A 15,656-nucleotide genomic window follows, 5' to 3' on the forward strand; every position below is an offset into this window, starting at 1 on the left:
GCCCGGCCGTTCACCGCCGTGTCGCGCTCGAAACGATGCGGCCGACCCGCAGCGCCCGGCGCTCCGCGCCGCGCTCGCGATCGCGCTCGACCCGATGCGGCCGACCCGCAGCGCCCGGCGCTCCGCGCCGCGCTCGCGATCGCGCTCGAAACGGTGCGGCCGACCCGCAGCGCCCGGCGCTCCGCGCCGCGCTCGCGATCGCGCTCGACCCGATGCGGCCGACCCGCAGCGCCCGGCGCTCTGCGCCGCGCTCGCGATCGCCCTTAAACTTCCCGGGTGATCACCACCCGCGCCCGCGTGGCCCTCGCCGCGGGAGCGTGCGCGCGCTGGGCGTCGCGGGTGAGCGGGCGCGGCGCGGGAGCGATGATCGGCGGCTTGGTCGCGATGACGCTGGACCGTTCGGTGCTGCGTCAGCTGGGCGCGGGCCGGCGCACGGTCGTCGTCACCGGGACGAACGGCAAGTCGACCACGACCCGGATGACGGCGGCGGCGCTGGGCACCGTCGGGCCCGTGGCGACCAACGCCGAAGGCGCCAACATGGACGCCGGCCTGGTGGCCGCGCTGGCCGCCGACCGCCACGCCGCACTGGCCGCGCTGGAAGTCGACGAGATGCACGTGCCGCACGTCCTGGATGCGGTGGAGGCCGCCGTCGTCGTTCTGCTCAATTTGTCGCGCGACCAGCTGGACCGCGTCGGGGAGATCAACGTCATCGAACGGGCGCTGCGGGCCGGCCTGGCGCGGCACCCCGCGGCGGTGGTCGTCGCCAACTGCGACGACGTGCTGATGACCTCGGCCGCCTACGACAACCCGAACGTCGTGTGGGTGGCCGCCGGCGGTGCGTGGGCGAACGACTCGGTCAGCTGCCCGCGCAGCGGCGAGGTGATCGTCCGCGAGAAGGGCCACTGGTACTCCACCGGGGCCGACTTCAAGCGGCCCAGCCCGCAGTGGTGGTTCGACCCGGAAGATGGGGGGATCCTGTACGGGCCCGACGGCCTGGCCCTGCCGATGCGGTTGGCGCTGCCCGGGGCGGTGAACCGGGGCAACGCCGCCCAGGCCGTGGCGGCCGCCGTCGCGCTGGGCGCCGACCCGGCTTCGGCCGTCGCGGCGGTCTCGGGAGTCGACGAGGTCGCCGGGCGCTACCGGACCGTGCGGGTCGGCCGGCACGAGGCGCGGCTTCTGCTGGCCAAGAACCCGGCCGGCTGGTCCGAGGCGCTGTCGATGGTGGACAAGCACGCGGCCGGCGTCGTCATCGCGGTCAACGGGCTGGTGCCCGACGGGGAGGACCTGTCGTGGCTGTGGGACGTCCGGTTCGAGCACTTCGAGAACACTGCTGTGGTGGCCGCCGGTGAGCGCGGCACCGACCTGGCCGTGCGCCTCGGGTATGCGGGGGTCGAGCACACGCTGGTGCACGACACCATGGCCGCCATCGCGTCGTGTCCGCCCGGGCGGGTGGAGGTCGTCGCCAACTACACCGCGTTCTTGCAGCTGCAGCGGGCATTGGCGCGCCATGGCTGAATCGACCGTGCGTATCGGGCTGGTGCTGCCCGACGTGATGGGCACCTACGGCGACGGCGGCAACGCGGTGGTGCTGCGGCAACGCCTGCGGCTGCGCGGCATCGCCGCCGAGATCGTCGAGATCACGCTGGCCGATCCGGTGCCCGCGTCACTGGACCTGTACACCCTCGGCGGCGCGGAAGACTACGCCCAGCGGCTGGCCACCCGGCATCTGCTGCGCCACCCGGGGCTGCAGCGCGCGGCGGAGCGGGGCGCGCCCGTGCTGGCCATCTGCGCGGCCGTGCAGGTGCTCGGGCAGTGGTACGAGACGTCGGCCGGCGAACGGGTCGACGGGGTGGGGCTGCTGGATGCGACGACGTCGCCGCAGGCGGCGCGCACCATCGGCGAGCTGGTGAGCACGCCGATGCCGGCCGGGCTCACCCAGCCGCTGACGGGGTTCGAGAACCACCGCGGCGGCACCGTGCTGGGTCCCGCGGCGGCACCGCTGGGCGCGGTGACCAGGGGCGCGGGTAACCGGGCCGGGGACGGCTTCGACGGCGCGGTGCAGGGCAGTGTCGTCGCGACCTACATGCACGGGCCGTGCCTGGCCCGCAACCCCGAGCTCGCCGACCTGCTGCTGGGCCGGGTGGCCGGCGAGCTGGCGCCGCTGGAGCTGCCCGAGGTGGAGCTGCTGCGCCGCGAACGGCTGGCGGCCCGCTAGCGCCGCCGGTGCCGCACCGAGATCCACCTTTTGCAGAAAAGCGCGAGAAGGGACCTGCGAAACGTCGATCTCGGCGCGGGAACCAGCCCGCGTCAGACCATCGCCCGGCGACCGGCGAGCGCGCGCCCCAGCGTGAGCTCGTCGGCGAACTCCAGGTCGCCGCCCATCGGCAGTCCGGACGCGATCCGGGTGACGGTCAGGCCGGGGATGTCGCGCAGCATCCGCACCAGGTAGGTTGCCGTCGCCTCCCCCTCGGTGTTGGGGTCGGTCGCGATGATCACCTCGGTGATGTCGACGTCGTCGACGCGCTCACCGATGCGGCTCAGCAGCTCGCGGATCCGCAGCTGCTCGGGGCCCACCCCGGACAGCGGATCCAGCGCGCCGCCCAGGACGTGGTAGCGGCCGCGGAACTCGCGGGTGCGCTCGACGGCCTGGATGTCCTTGGGCTCCTCGACGACGCACACCACGGATGCGTCTCGACGGCTGTCAGAGCAAATTCTGCACCGCTCGTCGTCGGAGACGTTGCCGCACACCGCGCAGAATCGGACGCCGTCGCGCACCCGGGACAGCACCGCGGTCAACCGGTCGATATCGGGCGGTTCCACCGACAACAGGTGGAAGGCGATCCGCTGAGCGCTCTTCGGGCCGATCCCCGGCAGCTTGCCCAGCTCGTCGATCAGATCCTGGACGGGTCCCTCGAACATGTCGGTACGAGGTCTACAGCTCCGGCATCCGGGTCGGCGGAGCCGGCGGCGCGGGCGGAGCGCCCGGAGCACCGGGCGGGGGACCGCCCATGCCGCCGGCCAGCGCCCCGAGCCGTTCCTGCGCCATCGTGGTGACCTGCTGGGACGCGTCGGACATGGCGCCGACGATCAAGTCCTGCAGGGTCTCGATGTCGGAAGGGTCGACGACCTTGGGGTCGAGCTGCACCCCGACCACCTGCCCGCTGCCCTTGACGACGACCTTGACCAGACCGCCGCCGGCCTGACCGTGCACCTCGGCGTTGGCGAGCTGTTGCTGGGCTTCCAAAAGCTTCTGCTGCATCTGCTGCGCCTGGGCGAGCAGGGCGGACATATCGCCTCCGGGACCTCCGGGTTGACCTCCGGGTTGCATGACAATCCCCTCGCATCTCGGTATCGAGTTGGTTTCGCCTACGGGTGTCGGGCGGTTCGAAACCCCCAGCGTAGACCGCCCCCGGTTACCGTGGCGTGGTGGACCTACGAGTGAGCAGGCGTGTCGGGCTCAAGACGGCGGTCGCGGCGCTGGTGGCCGCGTCGGCGGCGATCCTTGCCGGCCCGGCCGCGGCCCCGGTTGCGAACGCGGCCCCATCCAACATCGCCGGCATGATCGTCTTCATCGACCCCGGCCACAACGGCGCCAACGACGCCTCCATCAGCCGCCAGGTGCCGACGGGCCGCGGCGGCACCAAGGACTGCCAGGCCAGCGGCACGTCGACCAACGCCGGCTACCCGGAGCACACGTTCACCTGGGACACCGCGCTGCGGGTGCGCGCCGAGCTGAACGCGCTGGGCGTGCGGACCGCCCTGTCGCGCGGCAACGACAACGCGCTGGGGCCGTGCATCGATGAGCGCGTCAACGTGGCCAATTCATTGCACCCCAATGCGATCCTGAGCATCCACGCCGACGGCGGCCCCCCGTCCGGCCGGGGCTTCCACGTGAACTACTCGGCACCGCCGCTCAACCCGGTGCAGGCCGGGCCGTCGGTCCAGTACGCCCGGATCATGCGCGACCAGTTGCAGGCGTCGGGCATTCCGCCCGCCAACTACATCGGCCAAAACGGACTCTACGGTCGCTCGGACCTGACCGGCCTGAACCTGGCGCAGTACCCCGCGATCCTGGTCGAGTGCGGCAACATGAAAAACCCCGCCGACTCGGCGCTGATGCAGTCCCCCGAGGGCCGGCAGAAATACGCCGACGCGATGGTGCGCGGTGTCGCGGGCTACCTGGCCACCCAGAGCCAGGCCCGTTAGCCCTCCAGCTCCTTCTTCAGGTTGGCCAGCACCTCGCCCTGAATCCTCTTCAGCCCCAAGGGCGCGAAGGTCTTCTCGAAGAATCCCTTGACGCCGCCCGCCCCGGTCCAGGTGGTCTTGACGGTGACGCTGGACCCGGGCCCGGCGGGCGCCACCGTCCAGTTGATCACCATGGACGAGTTCGCGTCCTTCTCGATGACGGTGTGGCCGGCGACGTCGACGCCGACCTGCACGTCGCGCACGCGCGATCTGGTCGCCTGCAGCTTCCACTTGGCGACCGTGCCCGCGCCCTGCCCACCCTGCAGCACCTGGTACTGGCTGTACTGCGGGGAAAGGATTTTCGGGCGCATCTCCTCATAGTCCGCGACCGCGGCAAGGGTGGCCGCGGGCTCGGCATTGACCAAGATCGTGCTGGCTGCGCTTACCTGTCCCAAGGCAACTTCCCCTCATGATCGTTTCCGCATGCTCGTTTCTGCGTGTCGCCGCCCGCGCACGGGTGCACGGGCAGTTGCCGAAGACTAGGGTATATGTGGTGCCAATCCCTGGATCCACACTCTCAGCCCACACCGCCGGCGTCGACCGGTTGATGGCGAGTTATCGATCCATCCCGCCGACCTCCGCCGTCCGGCTCGCCAAACCCACCTCAAACCTGTTCCGCGCCCGCACCAAACACGACGCGCCCGGGCTGGACACCTCCGGGCTGACCGGCGTCCTCGGGGTCGACCCCGAGACCCGCACCGCCGACGTCGCCGGCATGTGCACCTACGAGGACCTGGTGGCGGCGACGTTGCGCTACGGCCTTTCGCCACTGGTCGTCCCGCAATTGAAGACGATCACCCTCGGCGGTGCGGTCAGCGGGCTGGGGATCGAGTCGGCGTCGTTCCGCAACGGGCTGCCCCACGAGTCGGTGCTCGAGATGGACATCCTCACCGGCGGCGGCGAACTGCTCACCGCGTCGCGCACCCGGCATCCTGACCTGTTCCGCGCATTTCCCAATTCCTATGGCACCCTGGGCTATTCGACCCGGCTGCGGATCGAGCTGGAGTCGGTATCGCCCTTTGTGGCGCTGCGGCACATCCGATTCCACTCGCTGACGGAGATGGTGACGGCGGCCGAACGCATCGTCGACACCGGCGGGCACGGCGGCGCTCCCGTCGACTATCTCGACGGCGTGGTGTTCGGCCCGGAAGAGAGCTACCTGAGCATCGGCAGGCGGACGTCGACCCCGGGTCCGGTCAGCGACTACACCGGCAAGGACATCTACTACCGGTCGATCCAGCACGACGCCGCGGGTCCGGACGCCGCCAAGGACGACCGGCTGACGATCCACGACTACTTCTGGCGTTGGGACACCGACTGGTTCTGGTGCTCCCGAGCGTTCGGCGTGCAGGATCCGCGGCTGCGGCGGTGGTGGCCGCGCCGCTACCGGCGCAGCAGCGTCTACTCGAAGCTGGTGGCGGCCGACCGGCGCTTCGGCATCTCGGACCGGCTCGACAAAAGTCACGGCCGCCCGGCGCGGGAGCGGGTGGTGCAGGACGTCGAGGTGCCCATCGAACGCGCCGCCGAGTTCCTGGAATGGTTCCTGCACACCGTGCCCATCGCCCCGATCTGGTTCTGCCCGTTGCGGCTGCGCGATCACGACGGCTGGCCGCTGTATCCGATGCGGGCCGACCACACGTATGTCAACATCGGGTTCTGGTCCTCGGTGCCGGCCGGGGCCGCTGCAGACGAGGCAGGCCCAGCGGACGCAACGAACCGGATGATCGAGGCGAAGGTGAGCGAACTCGACGGGCACAAGTCGCTGTATTCGGACTCCTTCTACACCCGCGAGGAGTTCGACGCCCGCTACGGCGGCGAGGCCTACAAGACGGTCAAGAATACCTACGACCCCGACTCTCGTCTCCTAGACCTCTACGCGAAGGCGGTGCAACGGCGATGACGACAATCCGAGAACCCCACCGCACCACCGCGGGGAAACTCAGCATGGCCGAGATCCTGGCGATCTTCGCCGCGACGGGGCGGCAGCCGCTGAGGTTCACCGCCTACGACGGCAGCACCGCCGGCGACTCCGACGCGGTGCTGGGCCTGGACCTCCGCACACCCCGCGGCGCCACCTACCTGGCCACGGCCCCCGGCGAGCTCGGCCTGGCCCGCGCATACGTGTCGGGCGACCTGCAGCTGTACGGGGTGCACCCCGGCGACCCCTACGAGCTACTCAAGACGATGACCGACCGGGTCCAGTTCAAGCGGCCGTCGGCGCGGGTGATGGCCAACGTCGTGCGCTCGCTCGGCGTCGAGCACTTCCGGCCGATCACGCCACCCCCACAGGAGACGCCGCCCCGGTGGCGCCGGGTCGCCGACGGCCTGATGCACAGCAAGACCCGGGACGCCGAGGCCATCCACCACCACTACGACGTCTCCAACACCTTCTACGAGTGGGTGCTCGGTCCGTCGATGACCTACACCTGCGCGGCGTATCCGCATGCCGACGCGACGCTGGAAGGGGCCCAGGAGAACAAGTACCGGCTGATCTTCGACAAGCTGCGGCTGCGGCCGGGCGACCGGCTGCTCGACGTCGGTTGCGGGTGGGGCGGCATGGTCCGCTACGCGGCGCGCCAGGGCGTGCGCGCCATCGGCGCCACCCTGTCGGCCCAGCAGGCGAAGTGGGCGCAGCAGGCGATCGCGGAGCAGGGGCTCGCCGGGCTGGCCGAGGTGCGCCACGCCGACTACCGCGACGTGGGTGAGGCCGGGTTCGACGCCGTCTCCTCGATCGGGCTGACCGAACACATCGGCGTGCGGAACTACCCCGCCTACTTCGGCTTCCTGCGGTCCAAGCTGCGCACCGGCGGTCTGCTGCTCAACCACTGCATCACCCGCCGCGACAACCGGTCGACCTCGTTCGCGGGGGGATTCACCGACCGCTACGTGTTCCCGGACGGGGAGCTGACCGGTTCCGGACGCATCACCACCGAGATCCAGGACGCCGGGTTCGAGGTGCTGCACACGGAGAACTTCCGGCACCACTACGCGATGACGCTGCGGGACTGGTGCCGCAACCTGGTCGGGCGCTGGGACGACGCGGTCGCCGAGGTCGGCCTGCCGACCGCCAAGGTGTGGGGCCTGTACATGGCGGCCTCGCGGGTGGCCTTCGAGCAGAACAACCTGCAGCTGCATCACGTGCTGGCGACCAAGGTCGGCCCGTCGGGCGACGACGGCCTGCCGCTGCGGCCCTGGTGGCAGCCCTAGCCGCCGTCGATGCGGCGGGCGCCCAACTCGTTCTGCAGCAGTTCGAGGGCGGCCTCTTCGGGATCACGACGCGGCGCCGACGGCTCGCTGCCGGCCTCGGCGAGCATGTGCTCCTCCTCTTCGGCCCGCGGGTCGGGCACCGGGTCGGGCTCGGGCGCTTGCGGCTCGGGGGTCACGGCCGCCGGCGACGCCGCCGTGCCGGTCTCGCAGCGCACCCGCCAGTTCACGCCCAGGGCGTCCTTGAGCGCCTCGGCGATGACGTCGGCGTTGCGCTGCTCGGACAGGCGCTTGGCCAGCGGCGCCGACTCGTGGGTCAGCACCAGCGTGTTGCCCTCCACGGCGCGTACCGTCGCGCCCGCCAGCATCACCTCGGTGGTGCGGCTGCGCTGGCGCACCTTGTCGCGCACGGTAGGCCACATGGTCCGCACCGCGGCCGCGTTGGGCTCACCGGCGACCGGAGCCGCGACGGGAGCCGGTTCGGGCTCGGGCGCCGGGGCCGGTTCGGCCACCTGCTCGCGGCTCCGCTCGGGCTTGGGCTTGGGTTCCGGCTCGGGTGCGGGCCTGGGTTCGGGTCTGGGGGCCCGCGGCGGGGCCGCGACGGCCGGTGCCGGGATCGACATCTCCAGCCGGGTCTCGATGCGCTCGACGCGCTGCAGCAGCGCCGACTCGGCGTCGCTGGCCGACGGCAGCAGCAGCCGGGCGCAGACCACTTCGAGCAGCAGCCGTGGCGCCGTCGCCCCCCGCATCTCCCCCAGCCCGGCCTGCACCACCTCGGCGTAGCGGGTCAGGGTCGCCGCGCCGATGCGGGTGGCCTGCTCGCGCATCCGGTCCAGCACGTCTTCAGGCGCGTCGACGACGCCGCGGCTGACCGCGTCGGGGACGGCCTGCATGACGATCAGGTCGCGGAAGCGCTCCAGCAGGTCGGTGGCGAACCGGCGCGGGTCGTGGCCCGCGTCGATCACCGACTCGACGGCGCCGAACAGCGCGGCGGCGTCGCCGGCGGCTAGGGCGTCGACGGCGTCGTCGATCAGCGCGACGTCGGTGGCGCCCAGCAGCCCGAGCGCCCGCTGGTAGGTGACGTGGGAGTTCTCGGCCCCGGCCACCAGCTGGTCCAGCACCGAGAGGCTGTCGCGCGGCGACCCGCCACCGGCGCGGATCACCAGCGGGTAGACCGCGTCGTCGACGACGACGCCCTCCTGCGCGCAGATCCGCTCGATCAACGTCCGCATGGTCTTCGGCGGCAGCAGCCGGAACGGGTAGTGATGGGTGCGCGACCGGATCGTCGGGAGCACCTTCTCCGGTTCGGTGGTGGCGAAGATGAAGATGAGGTGTTCGGGAGGTTCCTCGACGATCTTGAGCAGCGCGTTGAAACCGGCGGTGGTCACCATGTGCGCCTCGTCGACGATGAACACCCGGTAGCGCGACTGGGCCGGCGCGTAGAACGCGCGGTCCCGCAGCTCGCGGGTGTCGTCCACGCCGCCGTGGCTGGCGGCGTCGAGTTCGACCACGTCGATGCTGCCGGGCGCGTTGGGCGCCAGCGCGGTGCACGAATCGCACACTCCGCACGGGCTGGCCGTCGGGCCCTGCACACAGTTCAGCGACCGCGCCAGGATGCGCGCCGACGACGTCTTCCCGCACCCGCGCGGGCCGGAGAACAGGTACGCGTGGTTGATCCGGCCGGCTTCCAGGGCGATCGACAGCGGCTCGGTGACGTGCTCCTGCCCCACCACCTCGGCGAAGGTTGCCGGCCGGTACTTACGGTAGAGAGCCACGCAGAGCAGGCTACCGACGAACGCCGACGACCGTGGGCCTGGCCGTCGAGTAGTGCGCCCGCCCTCAGTTCACACTGGATGTCGCGGACAGCACGGACTCCGACGCGGCCAGCAGCGCACACGTCGCCAGGCCGTCGACCGCGTCGCGCAGGTCGGGCAGCGACGGGAAGGTGGGAGCGATCCGGATGTTCTTGTCGTCGGGGTCGTTGCGGTACGGGAACGACGCGCCGGCCTCGGTCAGCGCGATGCCCGCGTCCTTGGCCAGCGCGACCGTCCGCTTGGCGGTGCCGGGCAGCACGTCGAGGCTAATGAAGTAGCCGCCCTTGGGGTCGGTCCACGAGGCGATCTTGGAATCGCCGAGCCGCTGCTCGAGGATCTCGAGCGCGAGCGCGAACTTCGGCGCGAGGATCTGCTGGTGGCGCAGCATGTGCAGGCGCACCCCGTCGGCGTCGCCGAAGAAGCGCAGGTGCCGCAGCTGGTTGACCTTGTCCGGGCCGATCGACTTCTTGCCCGCGTACTGCAGGTACCAGGCGATGTTGCCCAGCGATCCGCCCAGGAAGCTGACGCCGGCGCCGGCGAAGGTGATCTTGGAGGTGGACGCGAACACGTACGGGCGGTTGGGGTTGTCGGCCGTGGCGGCCAGACCGAGGACGTCGATCTGGCTGACGAAGTCGTGCGTCAGGGTGTGCACCGCGTAGGCGTTGTCCCAGAACAGCCGGAAGTCGGGCGCCGCCGTGCGCATCTGGACGAGCCGGCGGACCGTCTCCCAGGAGTAGGTGATGCCGGTGGGGTTGGCGAACACCGGCACCGACCACATCCCCTTGATGGCCGGGTCGACGGCCACCAGCTCTTCGATCAGGTCGACGTCCGGGCCGTCCTCGAGCATCGGGACTCCGATCATTTCGACGCCCATCGTCTCGGTGATGGCGAAGTGCCGGTCGTAGCCGGGGACGGGGCAGAGGAACTTGACGGCCGGCTCGTCCTTCCAGGGCCGCTGGGAGTCCACGCCGCCGTACAGCATCGAGAAGGCGACGATGTCGTGCATCAGCTCCAGGCTGGAGTTGTTGCCCGCGATCAGGTTGGGCACCGGGATGCCCAGCAGCTCGGCGAAGACGGCCCGCAGTCCGGGCAGGCCGTGCAGGCCGCCGTAGTTGCGGGTGTCGGTGCCCTCGGGGTCGCGGAATTCGTTCCCGGGCAGGCTCAGCAGCCGGTTGGACAGGTCGAGCTGCTCCGGCGCGGGTTTGCCGCGGGTCAGGTCCAACGACAGCTTCTTGGACTGCAGCTGCGCATACTCCTGCTGGTGGCGTGCGTGCAGTGCGGTCAGCTCGTCAGGGCTGAGGAAGTCGAACGACACCGATGAGCCTTTCGTCGATCTGGTGCGGCGCCCCGAACATGGGGGACCCCGCGCACCCGACAGAGCCCATTGACCCTTGCTGCCTTCCGGCCCTGGGGGAGTTCACAGGATAGACGCCGCGCGGGGTCCTCCGGCGAGTGTAGTACCCGCGTCGGGGCGCCACGCACAAGCCGCAGGTCCCACCGCTGGACTCAGCAGTTACCATGGCCCACGGAGGATTCGCCTAGTGGCCTATGGCGCTCGCCTGGAACGCGGGTTGGGTTAACAGCCCTCGCGGGTTCAAATCCCGCATCCTCCGCCATACGGAGCGCACCTTGAGCAAGGCGCGGACGAACACGACGTGGGTTCTGGTCGCCCCTGGACTGGCGTGAACTCACCAGCCTGAGGAGGCGTATGGGCCGGAAGTGGTTCGTGCTGTGGCACGCGTTGTCCGCGATTGCCGCCGGTGTCCTCTACTTCTACTGCGTGTTGCCCCGCTGGTACGAGCTGATGGGTGAGATGCCGCGGGCGCTGGGGATGGCCGGCCGGATCGCGTCGGGCGCACTGATCGGCCTGGCCGCGCTGCCGGTGGTGTTCGTCCTGTTGCGCAGCCGCAGGCCGGAGCTGGGGACCCCGCAGCTCGCCCTGCGCATCCGGGTGTGGTCGGTGGTGGCCCACGTGCTGGCCGCGGTGCTGATCGTCGGGACCGCGATCAGCGAGATCTGGCTCAGCCTGGACGCCGCCGGGCGGTATCTGTTCGGGATCTACGGCGGCGCCGCCGCGATCGCGGTGCTCGGCATCTTCGCGTTCTACCTGGCGTTCGTGGCCGAGTTGCCCCCGCCACCGCCGAAACCGATCAAGGCACGCAAGCCCAAGAAGCGTCGCCTCCGCCGCGCGAAGGGCGAAGCCGAAGAGGCCGAAGAGGCCGAGGAGTCCGAAGAGACCGAAGAGACCGAAGAGGCCGAGACCACCGACGAAGCCGCAGAGGAGACCGGGGAAGCCGGGGAAACCGAGGAGCTCGAGGCCGCCGAGACCCAGGAAGCCCCGACCGCCGAAGCGGCCGAGGAGCCCGACGACGCCCCGGGCGGGTTGCGCAACCGCCGGCCGACCGGGAAGGGCTCACACCGGATGCGGCGCAGGCGCAGCCGCGGCGGCGTCGCGGTCGACGACGAATAGACGAATAGCGGGCGGGCTCAGTCGCGGCGCCGCAAACGCTCCACGTACTGGGCGAGGCGCTGCTGGGTCTCGGCCGAGCCCCACATCCGGCGCACCTCGTCGTCGATGTCGGCGGACTCGCGAATCCGCGCCATGGTCGGGGCGCGCAGCTGGCCCTTGGTGTGGCGATAGGCGTCCGCCGGGATGCCGCCGAGCTCCGTCGCCTCCGCCACCGCCATCGCCATGAGATCGCCGTCGACCACCCGGTGGGCGAGCCCGGCTGCTATCGTCTCGGCCCCGCTGTAGGTGCGCCCGCCGAGCAGCACCACGTCGGCGTGGTCGCCGCATGCATAACGCACGACCTCGAGCGCGGCGACCGGCAACGGCACCCCGACGTGCACCTCGGTCACCCCGATCTGCGCCTCCGGGGTGATCAGGCGCCGGTCGCACGCGCAGGCCAGCACGCACCCACCCGCGATGGCCGCACCGTTGACCGCGGCCACCGTGGGCCCCGGATAGGTGAAGAGCGCCTCGAACGCCTCCGACAGGGCGGGGACCAGCCGATCGGTGTAGTCGCTGCCCTCCGCCACCGCGCGTTTGAGGTCGACGCCGGCGCTGAAGACCCGGCCGGCACCGGTGACGACGAGCGCACCGGCGTCGTCGGAACGCGCCAGGTCTCTGACCGCCAGGGCCACCTCTTCCAACAGGTCGACGTCGAGGGCGTTGACGCTTCCCGACGACAGGGTCAGCACCCGCACCGATTGCACGGCATGAATCTCGATCACTCGTCCACTCAAGCACGGGGCGGATCGGCGAGCACCACCGGAATGTCGGTGTTCTCGTCGGTGTGATAGCTGGCGCACACGCGGTGGTAGCCGTCGGCGATCTGCAACGCGACACCGGTGACCAGGTCGCCGCGCACCAGCAGGATGGCCGAGAGGGGCTGGCCCTTCTCGATCTTGGCCAGATCCGCCGCGACATGCGGGTTGTCGGCGGGCAGCAGGCGCAGCCGCGCCGCTCGCAGAATGTCCTTGGCCTTCTTGTGGACGACGTTCCCGGCCTTCAGCCGCTCCGTCAACTGCGTGACGGTCTGCGCGTCGGCGAGCAGCGCGAGGTAGTCGGCCGCGGCCGGAAAGTCATGGGCCTCGGGCCTTTCCAGCCATTTCACACCGGGCATCGGATGTCCTCCTTCGTACGGTCGCCGGGTTCACTATCGCCCGGGCGCGGGTGATTCCCTATGCTGAGCGAGTGCCAAACACCTATCGCGTCGTTCAATGGAACACCGGAAACGTCGGCAAGAGCTCGCTGAAGTCGATCGTGACCAATCCCCTGCTGGAACTGGTCGGCTGCTACGCGTGGTCCCCCGAGAAGGTCGGCCGCGACGCCGGCGAGCTGGTCGGCATCGAGCCGCTGGGCGTGGCCGCCACCAACGACGTGGACGAGCTGCTCGCGCTGAAGCCCGACTGCGTCGTCTACAACCCCATGTGGATCGACGTCGACGAGCTGGTGCGCATCCTGTCCGCGGGCGTCAACGTGGTGACGACGGCGTCGTTCATCACCGGCGGCAACCTCGGCGACGGCCGCGACCGCATCCTGCACGCCTGCCGGACGGGCGGCGCGACGATCTTCGGGTCCGGCGTCAGCCCCGGTTTCGCCGAGCTGCTGGCCATCGTGTCGGCGATGGTGTGCAACCGGGTCGACAAGGTCACCGTCAACGAGGCCGCCGACACCACGTTCTACGACTCCCCCGAGACCGAGAAGCCGGTCGGCTTCGGCCAGCCGATCGACAACCCGGACCTGCCGGCGATGGCCGCCAAGGGGACGGCCATCTTCGGGGAGGCGGTCCGGCTGGTGGGCGACGCGCTGGGCGTCGAGCTCGACGAGGTGCGGTGCGTGGCCGAGTTCGCCCAGACCACAGCGGACCTGGAGATGGCGTCCTGGACCATCCCCGCGGGATGCGTTGCGGGGGTCTACATCAGCTGGCAGGGGATCGTCGGCGACACCGCCGTGATCGACCTGAACGTGCGCTGGCGCAAGGGCCAGACCCTCGAGCCGGACTGGAAGATCGACCAGGACGGCTGGGTGATCCAGATCGACGGGCAGCCGACGGTGACCACCAAGGTCGGCTTCCTGCCGCCGCCGTACTTCCAGGCCACGACGATCGAGGAATTCATGGACCTCGGCCACATCATGACCGCGATGCCCGCCATCAACGCGATCCCGGCCGTCGTCGCCGCGGCCCCGGGGATCGCGACCTACACCGATCTCCCGCTGACGCTGCCCCGCGGCAACGTGCCCAAGGCGTCGGTGTAACCGGCGCCCAGCCCGGGCACCTCGAGCGGCCCCCGGTGCCGGGCCGCCTCGACGGCGTTGCGCAGCGGGCCGGCCAGCCCCGCGAACGACCCCATGTCGAACAACAACGGCGTCAGCAGCCGGTTGTGCACGAACCCGAACGCGCTGCCCGTCGCGGGATCGGCCCATCCGAGCGTCCCGCCCAGGCCGACATGCCCGAAACCGTTGAGCAGGCCGGGAATTGGCGACTCGTGGTAGCCGAGGTGAAAAGGCATGGGCACCATCATGTTCGCGTCGGGCCACTTGATCCGGGACCGCCCGGTCAGGCCGCGCGCCAACTCCTCGGAAAGGTATTGCCCGCCGTCGATGCGGCCGTCGTTGGCCAGCGCGGCATACATCTTGGCCAGTCCACGGCCGGTCACCACGCCGTTGGCCGCGGGCACCTCGCCGTCGAGGAAGGGTGTCTCGCCCTTGACCAGCGAGACGACCCCCGGGAAGTACATCGCGCCGAGTGCCCCGGAGAACTTCAGGCCGGCCACCCGCGGCGCGAGGAAGTCGACGACCGGGGTGCGCAGCCTGCCCTGCGGCATCAGGATCTCGGCGACCGTGGTCGGTGCCCCCTGCGGCGGGCGCCCGAGGTGCACCCCGTCGGTGTCGAGGGGTCGGGCCACCTCCTGTCGGATCAGCTCCCGCATGCCCTTGCCCGTCACCGCCCGCGCCAGCCCGGACAGCAACCACCCGTAGGTCAGCGCGTGGTAGGCCTGCACGCCGCGCAGGTGGTCGACGGGCGCGGCGGCCAGGCGCTGCTCCATCAGCAGGTGGTCCATCAGCTCGGTCTTGGTGACGCCGCGCAGATGCGACAACCCGGACCGGTGCCGCAGGACGTCACGAACGGTGATGTCGCCCTTGCCGTTCGCGCCGAACTCGGGCCAGTACGCGGCGACGGGTTCGTCGTAGGACAGCAGTCCGCGGTCGGCCAGCCGGTGGATCACCGTCGAGGCGACACCCTTGGTGGCCGAGAACACCATGGCGCCGGTGTCGGCGCTCCAGCTCCGGGTGCCGGCCCGGTCCGACCACCCCGTCCAGACGTCGACGACGGGCACGCCGTCGATGTAGACGCACAGGGCACCCCCGCCGAACCGGCGGCCGAAGAAGAGCTGGGCGAACAGTTTGACGACGTTTCCGAAATGCGGGTCTGCGGCACCGGATACACCGCGGGGCAGGCCGTCGGCGCTCACCAGCAGCTCCGTTGCGGTCATCGGCGTTCGTCCGGCGGCTCTTCGGGAGCCGGGGGGACCGCGGGCGAGTTCTTCAACCACTTCCGCAGCCGGAGCAGCTGGTTGGCCACCATGCCGAGGGCGAGCAGTGTCACGCCGACGAGGATCGCCACGACGATTGCGGTGCTCACGAATTCCATGGTGACAGGCGCGGTCGGGTTTCAACATCACCCGCGGCGGGGTAAATGGTCCACCATGAGCGCCGAAGACAAAATCAAGAACAAGATCGAGGATCTGGGTGGCCGGGCCAAGGAGGCCGTCGGCAAGGTGACCGGGGACGAGGACACCCGGAACGAGGGCAGGGCGGACCAGGCCAAGTCGAGCCTGAAGGACGCGGGTGAGAAAGTGAAGGATGCCTTCAAGAAATAGTCACCG

17 protein-coding genes, 1 tRNA gene and 1 other RNA gene are annotated in these 15,656 nt (G+C 70.6%); 9 read left to right on the plus strand and 10 right to left on the minus strand.

The annotated features are described in order from the left end of the window. Positions 1-276 precede the first annotated feature (276 nt). Together ACJ512_RS28230 and ACJ512_RS28235 are read left to right on the plus strand one after the other, a co-directional pair. The gene (locus ACJ512_RS28230) at positions 277-1,515 is read left to right on the plus strand and encodes a MurT ligase domain-containing protein (protein ID WP_407685993.1); all 1,239 of its coding nucleotides are present in this window, start codon (positions 277-279) and stop codon (positions 1,513-1,515) included. Then, positions 1,508-2,215 (plus strand): type 1 glutamine amidotransferase, encoded by a 708-nt coding sequence (locus ACJ512_RS28235; RefSeq protein WP_407685992.1) that lies wholly within the window; start codon positions 1,508-1,510, stop codon positions 2,213-2,215. Before ACJ512_RS28230 ends, ACJ512_RS28235 begins: the two co-directional genes overlap by 8 nt. 92 nt (positions 2,216-2,307) lie before the next feature. Here the strand turns inward: ACJ512_RS28235 and recR are convergent, their stop codons facing one another. Together recR and ACJ512_RS28245 are read right to left on the minus strand one after the other, a co-directional pair. Beyond that, positions 2,308-2,919, minus strand: a complete 612-nt coding sequence (gene recR, locus ACJ512_RS28240) for a recombination mediator RecR (protein WP_369736531.1) — start codon at positions 2,917-2,919, stop codon at positions 2,308-2,310. 13 nt (positions 2,920-2,932) lie between these two features. Continuing rightward, positions 2,933-3,328 carry a YbaB/EbfC family nucleoid-associated protein gene (locus tag ACJ512_RS28245; RefSeq protein ID WP_407685991.1) on the minus strand — a complete coding sequence of 132 codons (396 nt, stop codon included), beginning with the start codon at positions 3,326-3,328 and terminating at the stop codon, positions 2,933-2,935. 98 nt (positions 3,329-3,426) lie between these two features. Here ACJ512_RS28245 and ACJ512_RS28250 point away from each other — a divergent pair, with 98 nt between their 5' ends. Beyond that, positions 3,427-4,206 carry an Rv3717 family N-acetylmuramoyl-L-alanine amidase gene (locus ACJ512_RS28250; RefSeq protein ID WP_407685990.1) on the plus strand — a complete coding sequence of 260 codons (780 nt, stop codon included), beginning with the start codon at positions 3,427-3,429 and terminating at the stop codon, positions 4,204-4,206. On the opposite strand, the gene ACJ512_RS28255 is transcribed toward ACJ512_RS28250, so the two are convergent. Next, entirely contained in the window at positions 4,203-4,640 is a 438-nt protein-coding gene (locus ACJ512_RS28255) for an SRPBCC family protein (protein ID WP_407685989.1), read from the minus strand. The two genes, ACJ512_RS28250 and ACJ512_RS28255, sit on opposite strands and share 4 nt — an antisense overlap. A 152-nt stretch (positions 4,641-4,792) precedes the next feature. Here ACJ512_RS28255 and ACJ512_RS28260 point away from each other — a divergent pair, with 152 nt between their 5' ends. Together ACJ512_RS28260 and ACJ512_RS28265 are read left to right on the plus strand one after the other, a co-directional pair. Further along, positions 4,793-6,145: an FAD-binding protein gene (locus ACJ512_RS28260; protein ID WP_407686031.1), complete on the plus strand. Its 1,353-nt coding sequence runs from the start codon at positions 4,793-4,795 to the stop codon at positions 6,143-6,145. Further along, positions 6,142-7,452, plus strand: coding sequence for a class I SAM-dependent methyltransferase (locus ACJ512_RS28265; RefSeq protein ID WP_407685988.1), 1,311 nt, complete (start codon positions 6,142-6,144; stop codon positions 7,450-7,452). The genes ACJ512_RS28260 and ACJ512_RS28265 overlap by 4 nt, the downstream gene beginning before the upstream one ends. On the opposite strand, the gene ACJ512_RS28270 is transcribed toward ACJ512_RS28265, so the two are convergent. The 3 genes from ACJ512_RS28270 to ffs form a co-directional block, all read right to left on the minus strand. Further along, a complete protein-coding gene (locus ACJ512_RS28270; RefSeq protein WP_407685987.1) occupies positions 7,449-9,224 on the minus strand; it encodes a DNA polymerase III subunits gamma/tau in 1,776 nt (591 codons plus the stop codon). The two genes, ACJ512_RS28265 and ACJ512_RS28270, sit on opposite strands and share 4 nt — an antisense overlap. A gap of 64 nt (positions 9,225-9,288) precedes the next feature. Continuing rightward, positions 9,289-10,578 (minus strand): aminotransferase class I/II-fold pyridoxal phosphate-dependent enzyme, encoded by a 1,290-nt coding sequence (locus ACJ512_RS28275; RefSeq protein WP_407685986.1) that lies wholly within the window; start codon positions 10,576-10,578, stop codon positions 9,289-9,291. 36 nt (positions 10,579-10,614) lie between these two features. Further along, positions 10,615-10,711, minus strand: an RNA gene (ffs, locus tag ACJ512_RS28280) — signal recognition particle sRNA small type. 79 nt (positions 10,712-10,790) lie between these two features. On the opposite strand from ffs, the gene ACJ512_RS28285 reads away from it, so the two are divergent. Together ACJ512_RS28285 and ACJ512_RS28290 are read left to right on the plus strand one after the other, a co-directional pair. After that, positions 10,791-10,879, plus strand: a tRNA-Ser gene (locus ACJ512_RS28285). 92 nt (positions 10,880-10,971) lie between these two features. Further along, entirely contained in the window at positions 10,972-11,733 is a 762-nt protein-coding gene (locus ACJ512_RS28290; protein ID WP_407685985.1) for a hypothetical protein, read from the plus strand. Between the two features lie 17 nt (positions 11,734-11,750). Here the strand turns inward: ACJ512_RS28290 and ACJ512_RS28295 are convergent, their stop codons facing one another. Further along, a complete protein-coding gene (locus ACJ512_RS28295) occupies positions 11,751-12,497 on the minus strand; it encodes an enoyl-CoA hydratase/isomerase family protein (protein ID WP_407685984.1) in 747 nt (248 codons plus the stop codon). 8 nt (positions 12,498-12,505) lie between these two features. Continuing rightward, entirely contained in the window at positions 12,506-12,889 is a 384-nt protein-coding gene (locus ACJ512_RS28300; RefSeq protein ID WP_407685983.1) for a hypothetical protein, read from the minus strand. A 71-nt stretch (positions 12,890-12,960) separates the two neighbouring features. On the opposite strand from ACJ512_RS28300, the gene ACJ512_RS28305 reads away from it, so the two are divergent. After that, complete coding sequence (locus ACJ512_RS28305) at positions 12,961-14,025, plus strand: NAD(P)H-dependent amine dehydrogenase family protein (RefSeq protein WP_407685982.1); 1,065 nt, start codon at positions 12,961-12,963, stop codon at positions 14,023-14,025. On the opposite strand, the gene lipL is transcribed toward ACJ512_RS28305, so the two are convergent. Further along, positions 13,968-15,263, minus strand: a complete 1,296-nt coding sequence (lipL, locus tag ACJ512_RS28310; protein WP_407685981.1) for an esterase/beta-lactamase LipL — start codon at positions 15,261-15,263, stop codon at positions 13,968-13,970. The two genes, ACJ512_RS28305 and lipL, sit on opposite strands and share 58 nt — an antisense overlap. After that, positions 15,260-15,412 (minus strand): hypothetical protein, encoded by a 153-nt coding sequence (locus ACJ512_RS28315; RefSeq protein ID WP_407686037.1) that lies wholly within the window; start codon positions 15,410-15,412, stop codon positions 15,260-15,262. Before ACJ512_RS28315 ends, lipL begins: the two co-directional genes overlap by 4 nt. 64 nt (positions 15,413-15,476) lie before the next feature. Here ACJ512_RS28315 and ACJ512_RS28320 point away from each other — a divergent pair, with 64 nt between their 5' ends. Next, positions 15,477-15,650: a CsbD family protein gene (locus ACJ512_RS28320; RefSeq protein WP_407685980.1), complete on the plus strand. Its 174-nt coding sequence runs from the start codon at positions 15,477-15,479 to the stop codon at positions 15,648-15,650. Positions 15,651-15,656 lie beyond the last annotated feature (6 nt).

The organism is Mycobacterium cajalii, from assembly GCF_045809005.2.
Lineage (GTDB): Bacteria > Actinomycetota > Actinomycetes > Mycobacteriales > Mycobacteriaceae > Mycobacterium.

Coding starts and splice junctions, on each gene's coding strand:
- ACJ512_RS28235 (WP_407685992.1), top strand. CDS start 1,508: ATGGCTGAATCGACCGTGCGTATCGGGCTGGTGCTGCCCGACGTGATG.
- recR (WP_369736531.1), bottom strand. CDS start 2,919: ATGTTCGAGGGACCCGTCCAGGATCTGATCGACGAGCTGGGCAAGCTG.
- ACJ512_RS28245 (WP_407685991.1), bottom strand. CDS start 3,328: ATGCAACCCGGAGGTCAACCCGGAGGTCCCGGAGGCGATATGTCCGCC.
- ACJ512_RS28260 (WP_407686031.1), top strand. CDS start 4,793: ATGGCGAGTTATCGATCCATCCCGCCGACCTCCGCCGTCCGGCTCGCC.
- ACJ512_RS28265 (WP_407685988.1), top strand. CDS start 6,142: ATGACGACAATCCGAGAACCCCACCGCACCACCGCGGGGAAACTCAGC.
- ACJ512_RS28290 (WP_407685985.1), top strand. CDS start 10,972: ATGGGCCGGAAGTGGTTCGTGCTGTGGCACGCGTTGTCCGCGATTGCC.
- ACJ512_RS28300 (WP_407685983.1), bottom strand. CDS start 12,889: ATGCCCGGTGTGAAATGGCTGGAAAGGCCCGAGGCCCATGACTTTCCG.
- lipL (WP_407685981.1), bottom strand. CDS start 15,263: ATGACCGCAACGGAGCTGCTGGTGAGCGCCGACGGCCTGCCCCGCGGT.
- ACJ512_RS28320 (WP_407685980.1), top strand. CDS start 15,477: ATGAGCGCCGAAGACAAAATCAAGAACAAGATCGAGGATCTGGGTGGC.